Here is a 16,999-nt window from a genome sequence, read left to right on the forward strand (position 1 = left end):
AAAGAGTCAGTTCAAGAAAATTGAGACAGCAATGTCTATACCTATAAGATAGAGTTTAGTTTATTATCAAATCTTAAACAAAATTATCTGCTCAATTGAGTAACCTTAATTTATATATTGAGCAATTGATCGTAAATAAATTATTCTCTTGTTTTTACAATATCAGGAACGCCAATCGGGGAGATATTTGCGCGCTTCTTAAGCTGTTGGCAACGAATTAACTCCGTGAAATTAAGACTGAAACGCCCTTCTAATTGGGAAGATGCTTCAAGCCCGTCAAGGAGATTTTTCGAGGCTTCTACTAAATTATAGCCCCGTCTAAAAGCAATTTTAATAGCTTCTTCATCAGCATCGAGTTCCCGTTGCACACTTAAGTTACTGCGCCAAATTTGGTAGGCGGCGATCGCGGTTAATCCTCCAGAAACTATCATTCCCAAAATGTCTCCTTGAGCCGTTTGAACTGTCAGTCCTACTAATCCAGCTACGGTGATTCCTTGATATAAATTAGGCTTAAGCCATTTAATTCCAATTAAACTGGTAGTTGCTCTTAAAAGTAGTAAATCTCGTTGTCTTTTTGGTAATTTCCACCATAAATTAAAGTTAATATATATAGGACGGCTATTTCTCCTCCAAGGAGGAGAAATAGGCGCATCAATTACCTTTGACTGCTGAGGCTTGCTAATAATTTTGGTTAACATTCGCCCAGAAGCTGGCATAAGATCCAATAATCGTCTAATCTCAGACTCAACACTCATACAAGAACTCTATCTAAAGAAAACTCTTTATTGAGTATAATCTCTTCGTCAATAAGCTGTTTTTTTTTTGAACTTTTCTAATAATGAGATATTACGAGAATATCAGAAATAAATAAGTCTCCAAATTGTTGATATTTTATACTTAAAAAACAACTAATTGAAATATTGTCACATAGCCGTTCCAACCTATTTAACTTTCCAGACTTTAACTTGATACGTCATTGTCTTTCTCTAGTATAAAAAGTTATTTAAAAGAAAAAAAATTTTAAATTACTATACAGGTCTTGTGTTTATTGCATCTGGTTGACAGTTCAGGAGATTATCCTCGTATTAACAAAAACTCAGTAGTTTATTATAAATTCATCGAATTTTCTTCTAAAAAGATATTGTAATCTTTGATATAACTAGATATTTCTGCTTAGGAAAATATGGCTGTTGTGCCATTAACTTTTCTCCTAAAGCCCAAGATTTTTTTGTAGATTTATGATTATCGATATTTATACTTGGCTTTTCTACTAACAAAAGTAAAATTTTAGGAATTTTCTTGTCTTTTTGTCATATCAATAGTAATTTTACCACTATAATCAGCAATAGGAGCTGCCAGTTTACTCAAACGAACTCTAACCTGTTGAACCTTGTTTAGGGTTAATATTTTTTGAGAGATTACCTCAGCCAGTTTTTCGATCAGAGCAAATTTTTGGGTAGCAATAAGACATTTCACCATAGCGATCACTTGACGATAATCCAATGTGTCTTCAATTTGATCGCTGTTTCCGGCAGAGGTTAGATCAAGTCCTATGATTAGATCAACTTCAAACCACTGACCTAATACCTGTTCTTCTGGCAGATATCCCGTGTAGCCGTAAGACCTAATTTTGGTGATTTCAATGAATTCCATAGTTTTTTTCAATTTAATCGTCAATACTTTTACAGTAAAATTTTGATTTTAGAAAAAATTATCGTTAATATACTTTAGCGTGGTCAGATCAAAGTTGATTTAAAGCGAAAACTTCCTCAAATACAAATCCCATGAATTACCGCAAAGATAATAGTATCTCCTATGAAATAAAAAACCGTGTCAGTATCTTGGGAAAATTTATTGGTGTTTTTTGGTTTTCAGAACTTTTAGATCTGTTAGTCTTTAAAGGAGGTTTAGACCGATTTGGCATTATTCCCCATGACTTGGTTGGATTAAGAGGAATTTTGTTTGCTCCATTTCTGCATGGCGGGTTAAATCATTTGATTGCCAATACTATTCCTTTTGTAGTTTTAAGCTGGTTTGTTATGTTACAAGAAACCAGTGATTTTTGGGTTGTTACTTTACTAACGATGATAGTAGGTGGTTTTGGGGTTTGGTTATTTGGAGTTCCTGGATCAGTTCATATTGGGGCTAGTATCCTTATTTTTGGTTATTTGGGATTTTTGCTATTACGAGGATATTTTCAACGGAACTTCGTCTCAATTTTTCTGTCCGTTATTGTAAGTTTTCTCTATGGTGGATCAGTGTTAGGAATGTTACCTTCTCGCCATGGAATCTCTTGGGAAGGCCATCTATTTGGGTTTCTCGGCGGAGTCTTAGCTGCTAAGCTAATTGCTAATGAAAAGCAAGGTAGCCTAAGTTAGGTCAGTAACTTTAATAATCTGTCTGCTAGGTTTTCGTAATTCAGTTGAAAATGCTTGCTAAATAAAGATGAATATTCCCACCTTAGTTACGTTATCGCGTTTATTAGGATTGCCATTTATGTTTTATTTCTTGCATAATCCTACCCCATCTCATCGCTGGATTAGCGTAGCAATTTTTTTAATATCAGCAGGGACAGACTGGTTAGATGGCCACTTAGCAAGAAGATTAAATCAAGTTACAGAATTAGGAAAGTTTCTTGATCCCTTAGTAGATAAATTATTAGTCCTTGCACCGTTATTAAGTCTAATTGAATTAGAAAAGGTTCCCTCTTGGGGTGTTTTTTTGATTATGGGACGGGAATTAGCAATTACTGGTTGGCGAGTCAATCCAATTTTTACTCAAACTAGAGAAGTTCAAGAAGCAAATCCGTGGGGGAAATTAAAAACTGTCAGCCAAATAATAGCCATTGCTCTATTAATCGCTCCTCTTAGTCCTCAGTGGAGTACTCTATGTTCAATAGTATTTTGGGTGGCTGTCATTGCAACACTAATTTCTGGGATGAGCTATTTGTTACCACAAATATTATCAAAGACTGAGTCATCCAAATCTTTAGAAGAGACAAATCCCAGAAATAAAGCAATAAATATCAATTAGAATTCTCTGAATTCAACTTGTAATGATCTGAATTCAACTGGCAATGACTTAGTAAGTCCACGGAAAACAATATTGCACTAATCTGCCAAAATTTCACTAACTAGTCGGAGTCCTTAACCGTTTCGATTAAATAATACTTACGATGTACAATTCTCCCAATCAGTTTCATTAACTTTTGTTTCATATTCGTTAATAGAGTCTTTAAATAGTTCTTGGGCAATGTATCTTGGATTTCCAAATAATTTATCAATTAAACTTTACCTTAACTCGAAAACAAGTTTACGGTCACCTTTATTATCTGGAGTTAACTTAAAAAGCAATAATTAGCTGTAGTATTTTAATGCTATTTAAATCTTTAGTGAAAGTGCTTTAGATGACAAAATACTTTGGTAGGACCGAGATGAAATTTTATCTTTAAAACACCAAATATCAATAAATAATGCTTCTCTTTCTTATCCGTAACTCTTCGTATAACCAGCGTTGTGTTGAAATACTTCTGCTTTGATCAGGTGTTATTGATAAGCTTACTAAAGTTTGTTTCTATTTATTTCATGTATTAATGATTAAATCTACTATGCTAGAGAGTAATGTGTAACTGATTTTTCTTGTTTTTTTTAAGAGGAACAATGCGCTTAAAAATAACAATGATTTTTTGAACATGTAAAAAACAGCCAAACACTACTTTTCTTCTTTTCTTCGTAAAAGTATCAATGATGAACTGTTGTCAAAAGAAAAAAAGAGAGATACTCGTGTGCTCTCTCTAAAAACTAAAATCGATGAATATCATTGGTAGCTATACAATAGCCCTAGATTTTATCGGTTTGCTAAGTACAGCTTTTTTTTTATTTTCTATCAAAAGAATAGGCTCAATCGTTGAGTACTATAGTTTAACTTCAATCTCAACCCCTGCCGGTAAATCCAATTTCATTAGAGCATCAATAGTTTTGGAAGAGGGCTGATAAATATCAATAATTCTTCGGTGAGTTCTGGTTTCAAAGTGTTCACGAGAATCTTTGTCTACGTGAGGTGATCTCAAAACACAATAAATTCGACGTTTAGTGGGTAAAGGAATGGGTCCTATTGCGGTGGCATCTGTTCGGTTAGCTGTATCAACAATCTTCTCACAGGAGGTGTCAAGTAAGCGACGATCAAAAGCTTTTAAGCGAATCCGAATTTTTTGTTGCAGTGTAGCCATAATTTTTAGTTGTCAAGGTTCAGTCGTAATTGATAGATTAAGCCGTTATTCCGTCAGCGACCAGTCAGGAATTGATAACTGGCCGCTAATCAAGGTTAAGTTGTCCTACTTAAGAATTTTCGAAACAACACCCGCACCAATAGTACGTCCACCTTCGCGAATTGCAAAACGCATTCCTTGCTCAATAGCAATAGCATTGATGAGTTCCACAGTCATTTTAATCCGGTCACCAGGCATTACCATTTCCACTGCACTACCATCATCGGCGGTGTAGTCTTGGATGGTCCCAGTTACATCGGTAGTACGGACATAAAATTGAGGGCGATAGTTCTTGAAGAAAGGCGTGTGACGACCTCCTTCTTCTTTTGTTAACACATAAACTTCACCTTCAAATAGGGTATGGGGAGTAATCGAACCAGGTTTAGCCAGAACCATTCCCCGTTCAATGTCTTCTTTTTGGATACCCCGCAGAAGCAGACCCACGTTATCTCCTGCCATTCCTTCATCAAGAGTCTTCTGAAACATTTCTACTCCAGTAACAGTAGTGTTACGGGTCTCTCGAATGCCAACAATCTCAACAGTTTCGCCTACTTTAACCTTACCCCGTTCAATCCGTCCGGTAGCAACGGTTCCCCGACCAGTAATGGAGAAGACATCTTCAACTGCCATCAAAAAGGGTTTATCGATTTCTCGTTCGGGTTCGGGTATATAAGCATCGACTTCTCCCATCAACTTCAGGATTTTATCTGTCCATTCATTCTCCCCGGCAGCAAGCTTAGGATTTTCCTTTAGAGCTTCTACGGCCATCAAAGCAGATCCAGTAACGATGGGAATCTCATCTCCAGGAAAATCATACTCACTAAGGAGTTCACGGACTTCAAGTTCTACCAATTCGAGAAGTTCTTCATCGTCAACTTGATCTTCTTTATTTAAGAAGACCACTAGGCTAGGAACCCCAACTTGTTTTGCTAACAAAATATGTTCACGAGTTTGGGGCATAGGTCCATCAGCTGCCGATACTACCAAGATGCCTCCATCCATTTGAGCAGCCCCGGTAATCATGTTCTTAACGTAATCAGCGTGTCCTGGGCAGTCTACGTGAGCATAGTGGCGGGTTGGCGTTTCATATTCAACGTGGGCGGTATTAATGGTGATACCCCGCGCTTTTTCTTCAGGTGCTGCATCAATATCCTCGTAGTTACGAGCTTTAGCACTACCTGCAGCAGCCAAAGTCATGGTAATAGCTGCTGTGAGGGTGGTTTTTCCATGATCAACGTGACCGACGGTGCCGATGTTAACGTGGGGTTTTGTCCGTTCAAATTTTGCGCGTGCCATGAGTCAATTGTTCCTTTTTTTGTCTTCTGTTTAAATCACAGTGATAAATTTCAGTGATTAGTAATCAGTTACCCGTAGTTCATTATTAACTATTAAGGGTTTACTATCCACTTTTCACCATTTACTATTCACTGTAGTAAGCGTTCCCTGTGTTTTTTGATATAATCGCTTCGGCGACACTGGACGGTACTTCGGCATAATGGCTAAATTCCATTGAGAAGATTCCCCGACCTTGGGTTTTTGACCGGATATCGGTCGCGTAACCAAACATTTCTGCCAGAGGAACATGAGCAGAAACTTTAGCAAGGCTGTCTTCAGATTCCATCCCTTCGATGCTGCCACGACGAGAGTTTAGATCTCCCATAATCTCTCCTAGAAAATCTTCAAGGACTTCTACCTCAACTTTCATCATTGGTTCTAGCACAACGGGGGATGCTTTAGTGACCGCATTGCGAATGGCCATTGAACCGGCAATTTTGAAGGCCATTTCTGAAGAATCAACATCATGGTAAGAACCATCAACCAGCGTTACCTTAAGGTCGATGACGGGATATCCTGCAATAATACCTGATCCACAAGCTTCTTTTATTCCTTGTTCTACAGGGGTGATGTACTCTTTAGGTATGGTTCCCCCGACAATTTTGGAAACAAATTCAAAACCGCTTCCCAATTCTCCTGGTTCAAGGTGAATGATGACATGTCCATATTGACCTTTTCCCCCACTCTGGCGAATATATTTCCCTTCCGCCTCACAGGATTTACGGATGGTTTCGCGATAGGCTACTTGGGGTTTACCCACTGTTGCCTCTACTTTATATTCCCGCAGCATTCGATCAACAAGAATCTCTAAGTGTAATTCTCCCATCCCAGCAATAACTGTTTGATTGGTTTCAGGATTGACACTCACTCGGAAGGTGGGATCTTCATCAGAGAGAGATTGAAGGGCTTTGGAAAGCTTGTCCATATCCTGTTTGGTTTTGGGTTCTACCGCAACCGAAATAACCGGTTCTGGGATAAATAAAGATTCAAGGATTATGGGCTTATTCTCATCACATAGGGTGTCCCCTGTGGTAGTATTTTTTAAGCCAATGGCGGCTCCTAAGTCTCCGGCTCTTAGTTCATCAACTTCAATGCGATCATTAGACTTTAAGACTATTAAGCGTGAAAGCCGTTCTTTACTATTTTTTGTTGAGTTATATACATAAGTCCCCTTAGCCAAAACCCCCGAATAAACACGCATAAAGGTCAGACGTCCATATGGATCAGCGGCAATTTTAAATGCCAATGCAGAGAAGGGTTCATCGTCTAAAGCTTTTCTCTCTTCCTCAGTTCCATCAGGCAATAGTCCTTTAATTGCTGGCACTTCTAGAGGAGAGGGTAAATAGTCGACTACAGCATCGAGAAGCAGTTGCACCCCTTTGTTTTTGAAAGCAGAACCACAAAGGATAGGAATAATAGAACGTTTAAGAATTCCTAAGCGTAGTCCATGTTTGATCTCAGCTTCAGTTAATTCTTCTCCTTCAAGATATCTTTCTAAAAGATCTTCATTATTTTCGGCTACCGCTTCAATGAGTTTACTTCGATATTCAAGGGCTTGCTCTAAAAATTCTTCAGGAATATCTGTATCCTCGATATTTCTACCTAAGTCATCTTGATATATTTTAGCCCGCATCCGAACCAAGTCTACAATTCCACGGAAATCGTTTTCACTCCCAATAGGAATTTGAATCGGTACTGAATTAGCTCTGAGGCGATCTTTAATTTGTTCGCAAACCCTAAAGAAGTTAGCTCCGGTGCGATCCATCTTGTTCACAAAAGCAAGACGAGGGACTTGGTAGCGCTCCGCTTGTCGCCATACTGTCTCTGACTGGGGCTGAACACCTCCCACAGAACAAAATACAGCTATTACACCATCTAAAACCCGCATAGAGCGTTCCACTTCAATGGTGAAATCCACATGACCTGGGGTATCAATGATATTAATTCGGTGGTCAAGCCAACTCGTACTAATGGCAGCAGCAGTGATGGTGATGCCTCGTTCCTGTTCTTGTGCCATCCAGTCCATGGTAGCAGTCCCTTCATGAACTTCGCCAAGCTTGTGGGCGATTCCCGTATAGAACAGAATCCGCTCGGTCGTGGTGGTTTTGCCTGCATCTATATGGGCTGCGATGCCTATATTTCGTACCTTCTCCAGTGGAATAGTACGTGCCACAGCTACCTCCTTGCTTTTGTCTAAACTAGTTTCATCGGTTATCTGTTCACACTATAGGAGAATGGGCGTTCTATTGGGCTTTAGCCACTGCTCCCTGGCAAAACTAGCCCTTAATAGCGATAGTGGGCAAAGGCTTTGTTTGCTTCAGCCATACGGTGGGTCTCATCCCGCTTTTTCATTGCCCCCCCGGTTTCGTTAGCTGCGTCCATAATTTCACTGGCCAATTTGCTGGACATGGTACGACCTCCTCTAACACGAGCATAGTGGACTAACCAACGTAACGCCAGGGTTGTTCCCCGTGAGGAACGAACTTCCATTGGAACCTGATAGGTAGCACCTCCGACCCGACGCGCTTTAACCTCTACTAAGGGAGTCAGATTTTTAATAGCTTTTTCAAAAACTTCTAAAGGGTCAGCTCCCGTCTTTTCACTGATCGACGTCATCGCATTATAGATAATGCCAGCCGCTACGGATTTTTTGCCGCTCTTCATTACTCGACGGACTGTCATACTGAGTAAACGGCTGTTATAAACGGGATCGGGGGGAACCGGTCGTCTTTTTATGTTTCCTCTACGAGACATATTCGGGTTTTCCTCTTAAATTTAAGATAGTGATCATAGTGTCCCCTTCTTCCCGTGAAGAGGATAGTATGCTTGGGAGATATTCGTTGTTTATGTCCCTACATTGTTTAACATTGCCTCTGAATCCGATTTCTCTCTAAGAAAATTACAATCGTTCGTTTATCGTTAAAAGGCAAGAATAAAGGCAAGAATTAGGTGAAACCACAGTAATCGCCTAACTAAAGAAAATCATACTTCTAGACTTAGTGATAATTAATAATTTAGATACACCCTATCTATAATTTTATCCTTTGGGTCGTTTAGTTCCATATTTAGAACGCCCTTGTTTGCGATCTTTGACCCCTTGCGCATCTAATGTTCCGCGAATGATATGATAGCGCACTCCAGGCAGGTCTTTGACTCTACCTCCACGAATAAGGACAACAGAGTGCTCTTGTAAATTATGACCAATCCCAGGGATGTAGGCAGTGACCTCAAAGCCGGAGGTAAGACGAACTCGTGCTACTTTTCTCAAGGCTGAGTTGGGCTTTTTGGGGGTAGTTGTATAAACCCTAGTACAAACCCCCCGACGTTGAGGACACTGTTTGAGTGCTGGCGATTTCGTCTTCTTTTTCAGTTTTGAACGTTCGCTGCGAATAAGTTGTTGAATAGTGGGCATGGGCAAGCTCAAATCAGGGTTACAACCAACCCTTAATCATTTATATAATCGTTGACAAATTACCATGATACCTATACCGGAGATAGTCTGTCAACTCCTGAAGGTGTGTTTTTTTTTCTGGTTAATGGTTAATAGTAAAGGATAGACCACAACTGCAGGTCGCCGCAACCCTGGGGTTAGAGAAGCGGAACCCTCCACCCATCAAGTCTTCAGCATAGTCTAAACGTAACCCTTCAAGATAGGGAAGACTGTCCTGATCAATCAGCATTGAAATTCCCTCTAGTTGGTAGAGATAATCGCTTTCTTGTCGGGTTTCAGACAATTCAAAAATATAGTATAGTCCCGAACATCCTCCCTTGTTCACCTTGAGTCGAAAGTAATTGTTGACTTTTTGACGGCTGCTCTGCATTCGTTGGACTTCTTTAACTGCGGCTGGTGTAATTTGAATCATACATAACTCCAAAGTATTAATCTTCAGTAATTTTGATACCAGTTCTGGCATCCTTAATTGGATGTTGAATAATTAGGCTAAAGTTGTGGAATTGAATGTTCATTTAAGACGTTATCCGCTTTTTAACAAATTACTCCTAGGTAATATTTTCGGAGGAAGAAACTCCTCATACCAAACCATTGTTTCTTCTTTTAGAATATAGACCTCTAGATTGGGATAAGAAAACAGACATTAAGAAATATAAGGATGTTCATAGCAGATATTATGGATCAAGGTTACCGCAGCAGAAAAGGGAATTAAAACCGTTGGCGTAATCTCGAATCGATTAACCGAAGAAGCAAGAGTACGATACAATCTCTCTTAAAATATCGCTACAGCCGCTCTGAGAGCGTGAATGACATCGGGGTTATTACAATTGCCTCAAGTACGAGGTGAAAAGATTCTCCCGTTGATAGTTGTCGCCTTTAATGTGATAGACCAAGGCTTTGTGGCAGACTCGGAGTTAGATGGAACCGTATGAGCTTGTGTGAACTGTCTCTATATGGAATTGCCCCCAATGTTATCGGTAAACTTGATGTTGGAGGAGCCATTGCTCGAAAAGAGGTTCTTTGTGTGGTACGTGATGGTAGGATGTAGTTAGTTATCCCTAATATAACCACCGTGGAACTGGTGTTTAGTGATGTGGGGAATGGTGTCGTCCACTATTTATGATTTCGGAACAAACCCCTTTAGCGTTCAAAAATAGATTTTTTCTACTCGAAAATAGATAATAGAAGATCCTAAGAAAAATTGCTCATTTATTAATCACTAATTAATTTTTTTTATGTTTCTTCTCAAATTTTTTTTGTACTGGTAGAGAATATCACTACTAGTCTTTTTCCTTAATTTAAACTAGAGAATTGGTAACAATCAAAAATGTTGAAATCCTTTAGTGAGAGTTAGTTTTTGGGGTGGATGTCGTTCTTGATTATCAACTAAAATCACGTTTAGTTCTTCTGTAATTGTTCCAATAATAGCAGCCCCATTTCCTAACCGTTTCACCAATTTCTCAGCCAATCCTAAGGGTAAACAGAGAATTAATTCGAAATCTTCTCCCCCATACAAAGTCCAATGCAAAGCCTCTTCTGGTGACATCCATTGTAATAAACTGGGAGGGGACTCAACTTGCGAGCGCTCTAATGTTGCTCCCACTTTACTCATACGACAGATTTGCAGAATTCCATCAGCTAACCCATCACTACTGTCTATTCCGGCTACCGATGCTGTTTCCACTATTTCCCAAAGCAGTGGAAGGACGTCTAAGCGGGGTTTGGGGCGTTGGTGAGCTTCGATTGAGGCGTTTCGTTCAGATTGTGATAGATTATCGCCTAATTTGGGATTAAGCAATAATTGTAATCCTTCATAAGATTTTCCATGAGTCCCTGTCACTAGAATAGCATCTCCAGGTTGAGCTGAGGAACGGTAAATAACACGGTGAGGCACGACAGTTCCAAAAGCAGTAATACTTATGGTAGTGACCGGAGAACGACAGATATCGCCACCAACAATAGGGGTTTTATACCGTTGCAAACAATCGGTTAATCCTTTATAAAGCTTTTCCACCCAAGTTATCCTCAATTCCCCTGGTAAGGATAATCCTACTGTAATGCCAATAGGAGTGGCTCCCATGGCGGCTAAATCCGATAAATTAGCTGCAGCAGCACGCCATCCTACAGTTTCAGGAGGAGTAGTGTGATCACTAAAATGAACCCCATCTACCAAAACGTCAGTAGTTATTACTAATTGCTCTTGAGAGTTGACCGATAAAACCGCTCCATCATCCCCAATAATATTTCCAGGACAAAAGGGCTGAAGTTTTTTTAATAACCCTTGTTCACCAACATCGTTGACAGATTGGTTGAATTTCATTTTTTTCCTCAAACGATTACAGTATAAATATTACAAATATTTATAGTTACATTAATAGCCTTCTATCAATGGTCATCTATCTGGTAAAAATTTAATGATTAATTATTATTAATTATTGTAATATCAAATAAGTAACACTATGTTAGTATATGGTTTTTTAAAAAAAGCGATCATCACAAATAGACGCTGAGGTCTTCTAAGAATAGAAGTAGCAATAATAACTTTGATATAACTAACATAATCTCCTTATTTTAAGAATATTGTTTAAGTTGGAACAGGGAAAGAATTTACTCAAGTTAAGTAAAGTTAAAATAATCTATCTAAAGATAAAATATAGATCTGGTGCGATTGAATTTTCAGCAATGGAATCGAAAGTGAATATTTTCCTATTTCTAAGTCGAGAAAAATCGTTATATATAGACTAGCTTGAGATAGTTTAAAAGTGATAGTAATATTCTTATTCCTCAGAGTTGAGAACGAGTTAAAAAAAATAAAAAAGGATAAATTAACCGGATAGTATTTTGGAGACAAAATATGGATTAGCGATAGCAATGATAGAAGCCGGTTATTAGCTTACACTCAAGATGAAGCGGTCAAGACTAAACGGTTTAGAAGTATAGATACCTCTTATTGAAAATCAGAAAAGTAAGGAAGTTGATTAACTAAAAATTAAGCAAAAGACTCCAAATTTTATTAAAATAGGTTAAAATTGCTATCCAATTAAATTGGAATGATATATTTATTAATTTCGACCTTTGTTTGAGCTTTTAAGATAAGAAGTTTCCAATTTTTTTAGTATAAATTTACCTGTTTTCTTAATAGTTATTAACATAGTGTTGTTTATTATATCTCCAACCACTTATCATGTATAAATTTACTAAAAAACCTTGTAGTCTATTAGGTGGTGTGTACTCATTTTCTGGACTAGTAAGCAGATTAAGAGGACTAGACTGTACCGTAGCTATAGTACTGTGTTTTAAGCAAAAGCTTATTAAATATTTCATAAATCATAGTGCGGAGTTCTTCGTTCATAGCTGCTAAAAATCACTTTTTTTTTGAAAAATAATTTAACCACTGGGTAAATTGATTCTCTGTAGAATATTCGTTACGACAAATTGTATACTCCCTGGAGGGATATGTACGAGAAAAAACTTTATGACAAGTTAAGTTAAGTTAAGTTAATTAAAAAGAATTCTCACAATTGATAGTTGTATTAGGTTAACAGAATATTGATTTCATCGCTTTTCGATATGCCTCCTGATTATCTTGGTGATTCACACCAACAGTTTCTAAGCCTAATTCCCAGAAGTTCACAAGTATTCTTAGGATGGACAATATTTTAGGCTGCTGGATTTTTGATGTCTTTTCCAGTTTTTATTCAAGCTCTCTTAATTCGTTCATATCCCCAACTTAGTTTATTAATGACGGACGATGGCTTTAGTTAGAAATTACCTGATGAAATACTAATGCACCCATAACTAGGGAGATTTAGTTTGGGGGCTTACTTGAAGTTGGCTATCTGATGGCTCTATTTATTGGGTTTGGTCACGCTGGGAATCCTTAGTTCATCCTCCTATTGAGTCAATTGGAGTTCCGGTAGTAATTTGGGGACTCTGTCATGGTTGGGGTAACATAAAAAACCTTTTTTATTTGAAGTCGTTGTTGGGAATGGGAATTGCGGATTTTTATTTTTGTATGACAGTATTAATTTCTGATTAGCGACAACTAACGCAAGTAAGACCTATTTTAGCTATACTAATTTTTCAAAAAACATTAGCTTAAGTCCAAACCCTCTGGGAGATGAGTCAGGTAGTGGTTTTTGTTAAAATTCTCTTAGCGGCGGTCGGCTTATGGATAATAAAAAAATTCTATTATCATTAGTGGGCTTTAGCAGGTGCAATATTAAATCCGATTTTAGCGGATAGTCTATTTTTGCTAGTAGCTTCTTTTGCTTAAGGGAATTCAGTCTGAAATAAATTTCCAATTTGTGCGATTAGCGTTATGCTATCATTCCTAAAAAATATGTGGAAAATCTAGCTCATACCCCTCATGTACTTTTATTTACCAAAAGGGATAAATGTTAACTAATTTTTAGTAGGGAAGAGCTATTGGGATACTAGACGAAGTAAAGATAATGATTGTATGGTAAATGATAACTATGTTTCTCACGATTGCACGATTTTGCCATCAACATAGACAGAAAAATTTATTCTCATTGATTTAGAAAGTAGTAACAAAATTATTGTTGATAAGCGTTGTATCAGTGTTCCTATTGCTACTAAAAATAGGAATCTATTGCTTTTAGTCGGATGAAAGTTAAATTTTTTTTCTTACCATACAATTGCGTTCTCGAAATAAATGAAAAAACCTAACAAAGGGACATCATACTCCTACATCGACGCCGTTTAATCTCGACGAAGGTAGTAGATATGAGAAGTTCTATAGCCTTAGCTAGGCAATTTGATTACAAACTACTGTCTTCTCTAATTAGAAATTTGTTATGTCAAGTAAGGAGTTAGGTTTATAAATACATTGGGGATGCAGTGATGGTCATTTGGTTCCATAGACACGAAAAAGTAAATTTATCTAATCTGATTCAGATTTCTCAGGCTGTTGTAAATCTTAACTATAAGATAAAAAGTCCAGTCAGAAATCCCCCATTACTTTCGGATTATCTATTGGTATAAGAATTAATATTGAATATCCTATAGTTAAGAATAAGGGGAGTGGAGACCGCCCTTATTACATGGTAACCAGAGACGGAGTTAACTTCCTTTTTCACTTGAGGTCAGCTACCAAAAATTAGGGTCATATATTGCCGTCAGCGGACAAACTGATAAACATTTTAAGGCTTTACCAAAATATCATAATTTGTAAAACGATCAATTAACAATAGCCAGAAACTCAACAAAACTAGGTTTTCTAAACTTTTCAAACTATTGTTCTGCTGGAGTTTGCCAAATCATTCAATAAATTGAATTACTAAGACTACTAGAATAGAACAGCAAAAGTATTTTATCTAGATATCAATTGTTGCTACACTAAACATAGTCAAAATAGAAATAAATTAACATAAAATTTAGATTTTTATAATAAATAAAGAAGATCTAATAAAAAAGTTAGTCTAAATTTTAGAAAATTCTATAGAAATGGTATTAGTTAATATTAAAAGCTAAAATAGTAATATAAATTATATGTGATAAAATTTGTTACTGCTTAATTTAGATGATTTAGAAAAGAATATTTAAGTAATAAGTTGAAGAATTTTAAAAATATAGTTTAAAAATATTAAGATTAGGCAAAAGCAAATATTTTTACTTAAAAATTAGGTCGATTTAAGTAAAGAACAAAAACTCAAATTAAAACAGGATTATAAAAAGTAACTAATTTTCTCAAAAATACACCTATTCTAATAAATATTTAGAACAATCTTTTAAAAAAAAATGATATTTATAATAAATTTAAGATATTTTTTTATATTTAACCTTCTCCATGATTAGTGTTATACTACAAATAATCTAGGTGATTCTTTTAGTTCAGTTTTATCATTAAAAATAATGTCTAATATCGAAAATTAATGTGGGATTATCTTTTATCTTTCTAGTTTTTTTTCATTGAAGGAACTAGGAACATTGTAATAAAACCGTCTGAAGAATTTGGCAAAAATTAATGTCATATAGCCTTAGACACACTAGAATAATCTTAACCCAATCTATCAGGAGATTTCTGTGGCTTTATACGCGGACTTACATCGTCATTTAGGAGGATCTGTAGTTCCTCGCATTCTCTGGCGATATTTTAAACGCCATGACTTAGAAATGGCACGGCGCTTTCCTGAATATCCAGGATTTGAAAAATTTTACACCCGTAAACGTAATACCCTCGATGAATATCTAGAGTTACACACTCTCGTAGAAAAGGTTCAAACCGAACAAACTCTTCCCTATTTTATTTATCGATTGATTCGAGGGGCTTATATTTTTGAAAATTTAGCTTACCTGGAGTTACGTTACACTCCTTATTTACGGACCCCGGACCATCTGAGCCAATCGGAACGTATTAACAGAATGGCAAATATTGTTGAAATTGTTGGAAAAGCGACTCAAGTTAAAGAATATCCGATTATTATTAGCCAGATTCTTTGTATGCACTCCCGTTTACCCTATGAAGTTAATAAAGCAATTATTGATTTGGCAGCTAATATGAAAGTTTATGTCTGCGCTGTTGATATAGCAGGAGGAGACTCTCATTATGAAGAAAGATTAGAAGAGTTTATTAGTTTATATCAGTATGCCCATTCTTTAGGGTTAAAAACTACTGGACACCTTTATGAAACCCCAGATGGTTGTTATCGAGAACTTCTCCCCTATCTAATGCGCATTGGTCACGGGATTCAAATACCGTTAAAGTATCCTGAATTATTACCAGAAATTGCTCAATCAAAACAATGTTTAGAAATCTGTCCAACTACTTATTTAAAGACAGGAACATTGGACGATTTAAAAGAATTAAAAGTTGTCTTTGATCGTTGTTTTAAAGCAGGAGTAGATATTGCAATTTGTACAGATAATGCAGGGTTACATAATGTCCGTCTCCCCTTTGAATACGAAAATCTATTGACTCAAGATGTTATTGATTTTCACCAATTACAAGCTTGTCAAGATTCAGCTTTCCGTCATGCGTTTGCTTGGCCCCATAAAGAACATCCTGCTTCTTTACTTACTGGATTACTCCAAGATAATCCGGAAAATAGAGATTTAGTATCGGTTTAACTTCCAATTAATTAGAGGGTTTTTTATACTCATGAGGTAAACTTTGATCTATTCTTTGTTCCGGCGTTCCCAAAAACTAAAAAACTTTATATCTCATAAGTATGGGAGTTGCTATAATTTGACAATTAAGTGCAAAAAATTAAGATTTTATCTCAATAGAATTAACCCAAACTTAGTTTAATTGACTTTTCTAGACTGGCTATAACGAAATCATAATAAACAAAATGTAAAATTCTTACTTTGCAGAGTTTTTAACTTTTATAAAAATTTATTTTTTGGAGTAATAGGATACATTCAAAGTAAGAGTTTTAGAAGTGATAGCTACTCATTGATAAGACTCAGTCTAGAAGAGTCAATTAATTTTAGATAATTGGATTACAAAGGTAATAGTTAAATTGAATTAAATTTACCTATTACAGTAATTTTAAATTTGTTTAAAACCATTTAAGGCATATCAATTTGGGACATAGTAATATAGATATTTTAGTAATGTTTGAACTAAATTTAAAAACTTGTGATGATTTAGTTGCACTAAACTTGTTCTGTAAAAATCAAAAATATTAAAGATAGAGTTTGATTGTCAATAATAAGCTTATTAAAAGCTATTTCTCTTTAGAAAGACAGTGTTTCAAAGTATTTTACGTATAAACTTAAGATTTGTACTTAATTTATACTGATAGCATCAGATGCTTAACTCAGTTTAATCAATGAAATTCTAAATTCATGAAAACTCACCATTACTCACTATTAGATATTAAATAAAATAGGAATAGTTTGATTTTTTTAAAAAATAAAATTAAAAAAATATAAGTTTTTTAAACCTAGTGTAAATCTAGATTAATTATTGTGAAAGT

The 16,999-nt window shown here is 36.3% G+C and carries 14 protein-coding genes; 5 read left to right on the forward strand and 9 right to left on the reverse strand.

Features of this window, described 5'->3' with window-relative positions; translation table 11 throughout:
* Nucleotides 1-140 precede the first annotated feature (140 nt).
* Nucleotides 141-755 (reverse strand): DUF3318 domain-containing protein, encoded by a 615-nt coding sequence (locus RGRSB_RS05575; protein ID WP_119260193.1) that lies wholly within the window; start codon nt 753-755, stop codon nt 141-143.
* A gap of 532 nt (nt 756-1,287) precedes the next feature.
* Complete coding sequence (folB, locus tag RGRSB_RS05580; protein WP_119260194.1) at nt 1,288-1,653, reverse strand: dihydroneopterin aldolase; 366 nt, start codon at nt 1,651-1,653, stop codon at nt 1,288-1,290.
* A 131-nt stretch (nt 1,654-1,784) separates the two neighbouring features.
* Here folB and RGRSB_RS05585 point away from each other — a divergent pair, with 131 nt between their 5' ends.
* On the forward strand, nt 1,785-2,378 hold the full coding sequence (locus RGRSB_RS05585) for a rhomboid family intramembrane serine protease (RefSeq protein WP_119260195.1): 594 nt from the start codon (nt 1,785-1,787) through the stop codon (nt 2,376-2,378).
* 67 nt (nt 2,379-2,445) lie between these two features.
* Nucleotides 2,446-3,033 (forward strand): CDP-diacylglycerol--glycerol-3-phosphate 3-phosphatidyltransferase, encoded by a 588-nt coding sequence (pgsA, locus tag RGRSB_RS05590; protein ID WP_119260196.1) that lies wholly within the window; start codon nt 2,446-2,448, stop codon nt 3,031-3,033.
* 880 nt (nt 3,034-3,913) lie between these two features.
* On the opposite strand, the gene rpsJ is transcribed toward pgsA, so the two are convergent.
* From rpsJ to RGRSB_RS05620, 6 genes are all read right to left on the reverse strand, one after another.
* Nucleotides 3,914-4,228, reverse strand: a complete 315-nt coding sequence (rpsJ, locus tag RGRSB_RS05595; RefSeq protein WP_044107444.1) for a 30S ribosomal protein S10 — start codon at nt 4,226-4,228, stop codon at nt 3,914-3,916.
* 105 nt (nt 4,229-4,333) lie between these two features.
* Nucleotides 4,334-5,563 carry an elongation factor Tu gene (tuf, locus tag RGRSB_RS05600; RefSeq protein WP_119260197.1) on the reverse strand — a complete coding sequence of 410 codons (1,230 nt, stop codon included), beginning with the start codon at nt 5,561-5,563 and terminating at the stop codon, nt 4,334-4,336.
* A 124-nt stretch (nt 5,564-5,687) separates the two neighbouring features.
* Nucleotides 5,688-7,775 (reverse strand): elongation factor G, encoded by a 2,088-nt coding sequence (gene fusA / locus RGRSB_RS05605; protein ID WP_119260198.1) that lies wholly within the window; start codon nt 7,773-7,775, stop codon nt 5,688-5,690.
* Nucleotides 7,776-7,885: 110 nt separating this feature from the next.
* Nucleotides 7,886-8,356 carry a 30S ribosomal protein S7 gene (rpsG, locus tag RGRSB_RS05610; RefSeq protein WP_119260199.1) on the reverse strand — a complete coding sequence of 157 codons (471 nt, stop codon included), beginning with the start codon at nt 8,354-8,356 and terminating at the stop codon, nt 7,886-7,888.
* A 283-nt stretch (nt 8,357-8,639) separates the two neighbouring features.
* Complete coding sequence (gene rpsL / locus RGRSB_RS05615; protein ID WP_119260200.1) at nt 8,640-9,014, reverse strand: 30S ribosomal protein S12; 375 nt, start codon at nt 9,012-9,014, stop codon at nt 8,640-8,642.
* A gap of 121 nt (nt 9,015-9,135) precedes the next feature.
* Nucleotides 9,136-9,465 (reverse strand): HesB/IscA family protein, encoded by a 330-nt coding sequence (locus RGRSB_RS05620; protein WP_119260201.1) that lies wholly within the window; start codon nt 9,463-9,465, stop codon nt 9,136-9,138.
* A 394-nt stretch (nt 9,466-9,859) separates the two neighbouring features.
* Between RGRSB_RS05620 and RGRSB_RS10745 the strand changes: the two genes are divergently transcribed.
* Nucleotides 9,860-9,985 carry a hypothetical protein gene (locus RGRSB_RS10745; protein WP_269460767.1) on the forward strand — a complete coding sequence of 42 codons (126 nt, stop codon included), beginning with the start codon at nt 9,860-9,862 and terminating at the stop codon, nt 9,983-9,985.
* 389 nt (nt 9,986-10,374) lie between these two features.
* Here the strand turns inward: RGRSB_RS10745 and thiL are convergent, their stop codons facing one another.
* Nucleotides 10,375-11,373 (reverse strand): thiamine-phosphate kinase, encoded by a 999-nt coding sequence (thiL, locus tag RGRSB_RS05625; RefSeq protein WP_119260202.1) that lies wholly within the window; start codon nt 11,371-11,373, stop codon nt 10,375-10,377.
* A 1,530-nt stretch (nt 11,374-12,903) separates the two neighbouring features.
* Here thiL and RGRSB_RS10535 point away from each other — a divergent pair.
* Both RGRSB_RS10535 and RGRSB_RS05635 read left to right on the forward strand, forming a co-directional pair.
* Nucleotides 12,904-13,092, forward strand: a complete 189-nt coding sequence (locus tag RGRSB_RS10535) for a DUF3120 domain-containing protein (protein ID WP_232014604.1) — start codon at nt 12,904-12,906, stop codon at nt 13,090-13,092.
* A gap of 2,009 nt (nt 13,093-15,101) precedes the next feature.
* Nucleotides 15,102-16,145, forward strand: coding sequence for an adenosine deaminase (locus tag RGRSB_RS05635; protein WP_119260203.1), 1,044 nt, complete (start codon nt 15,102-15,104; stop codon nt 16,143-16,145).
* Nucleotides 16,146-16,999 lie beyond the last annotated feature (854 nt).

The organism is cyanobacterium endosymbiont of Rhopalodia gibberula, assembly GCF_003574135.1.
Lineage (GTDB): Bacteria > Cyanobacteriota > Cyanobacteriia > Cyanobacteriales > Microcystaceae > Rippkaea.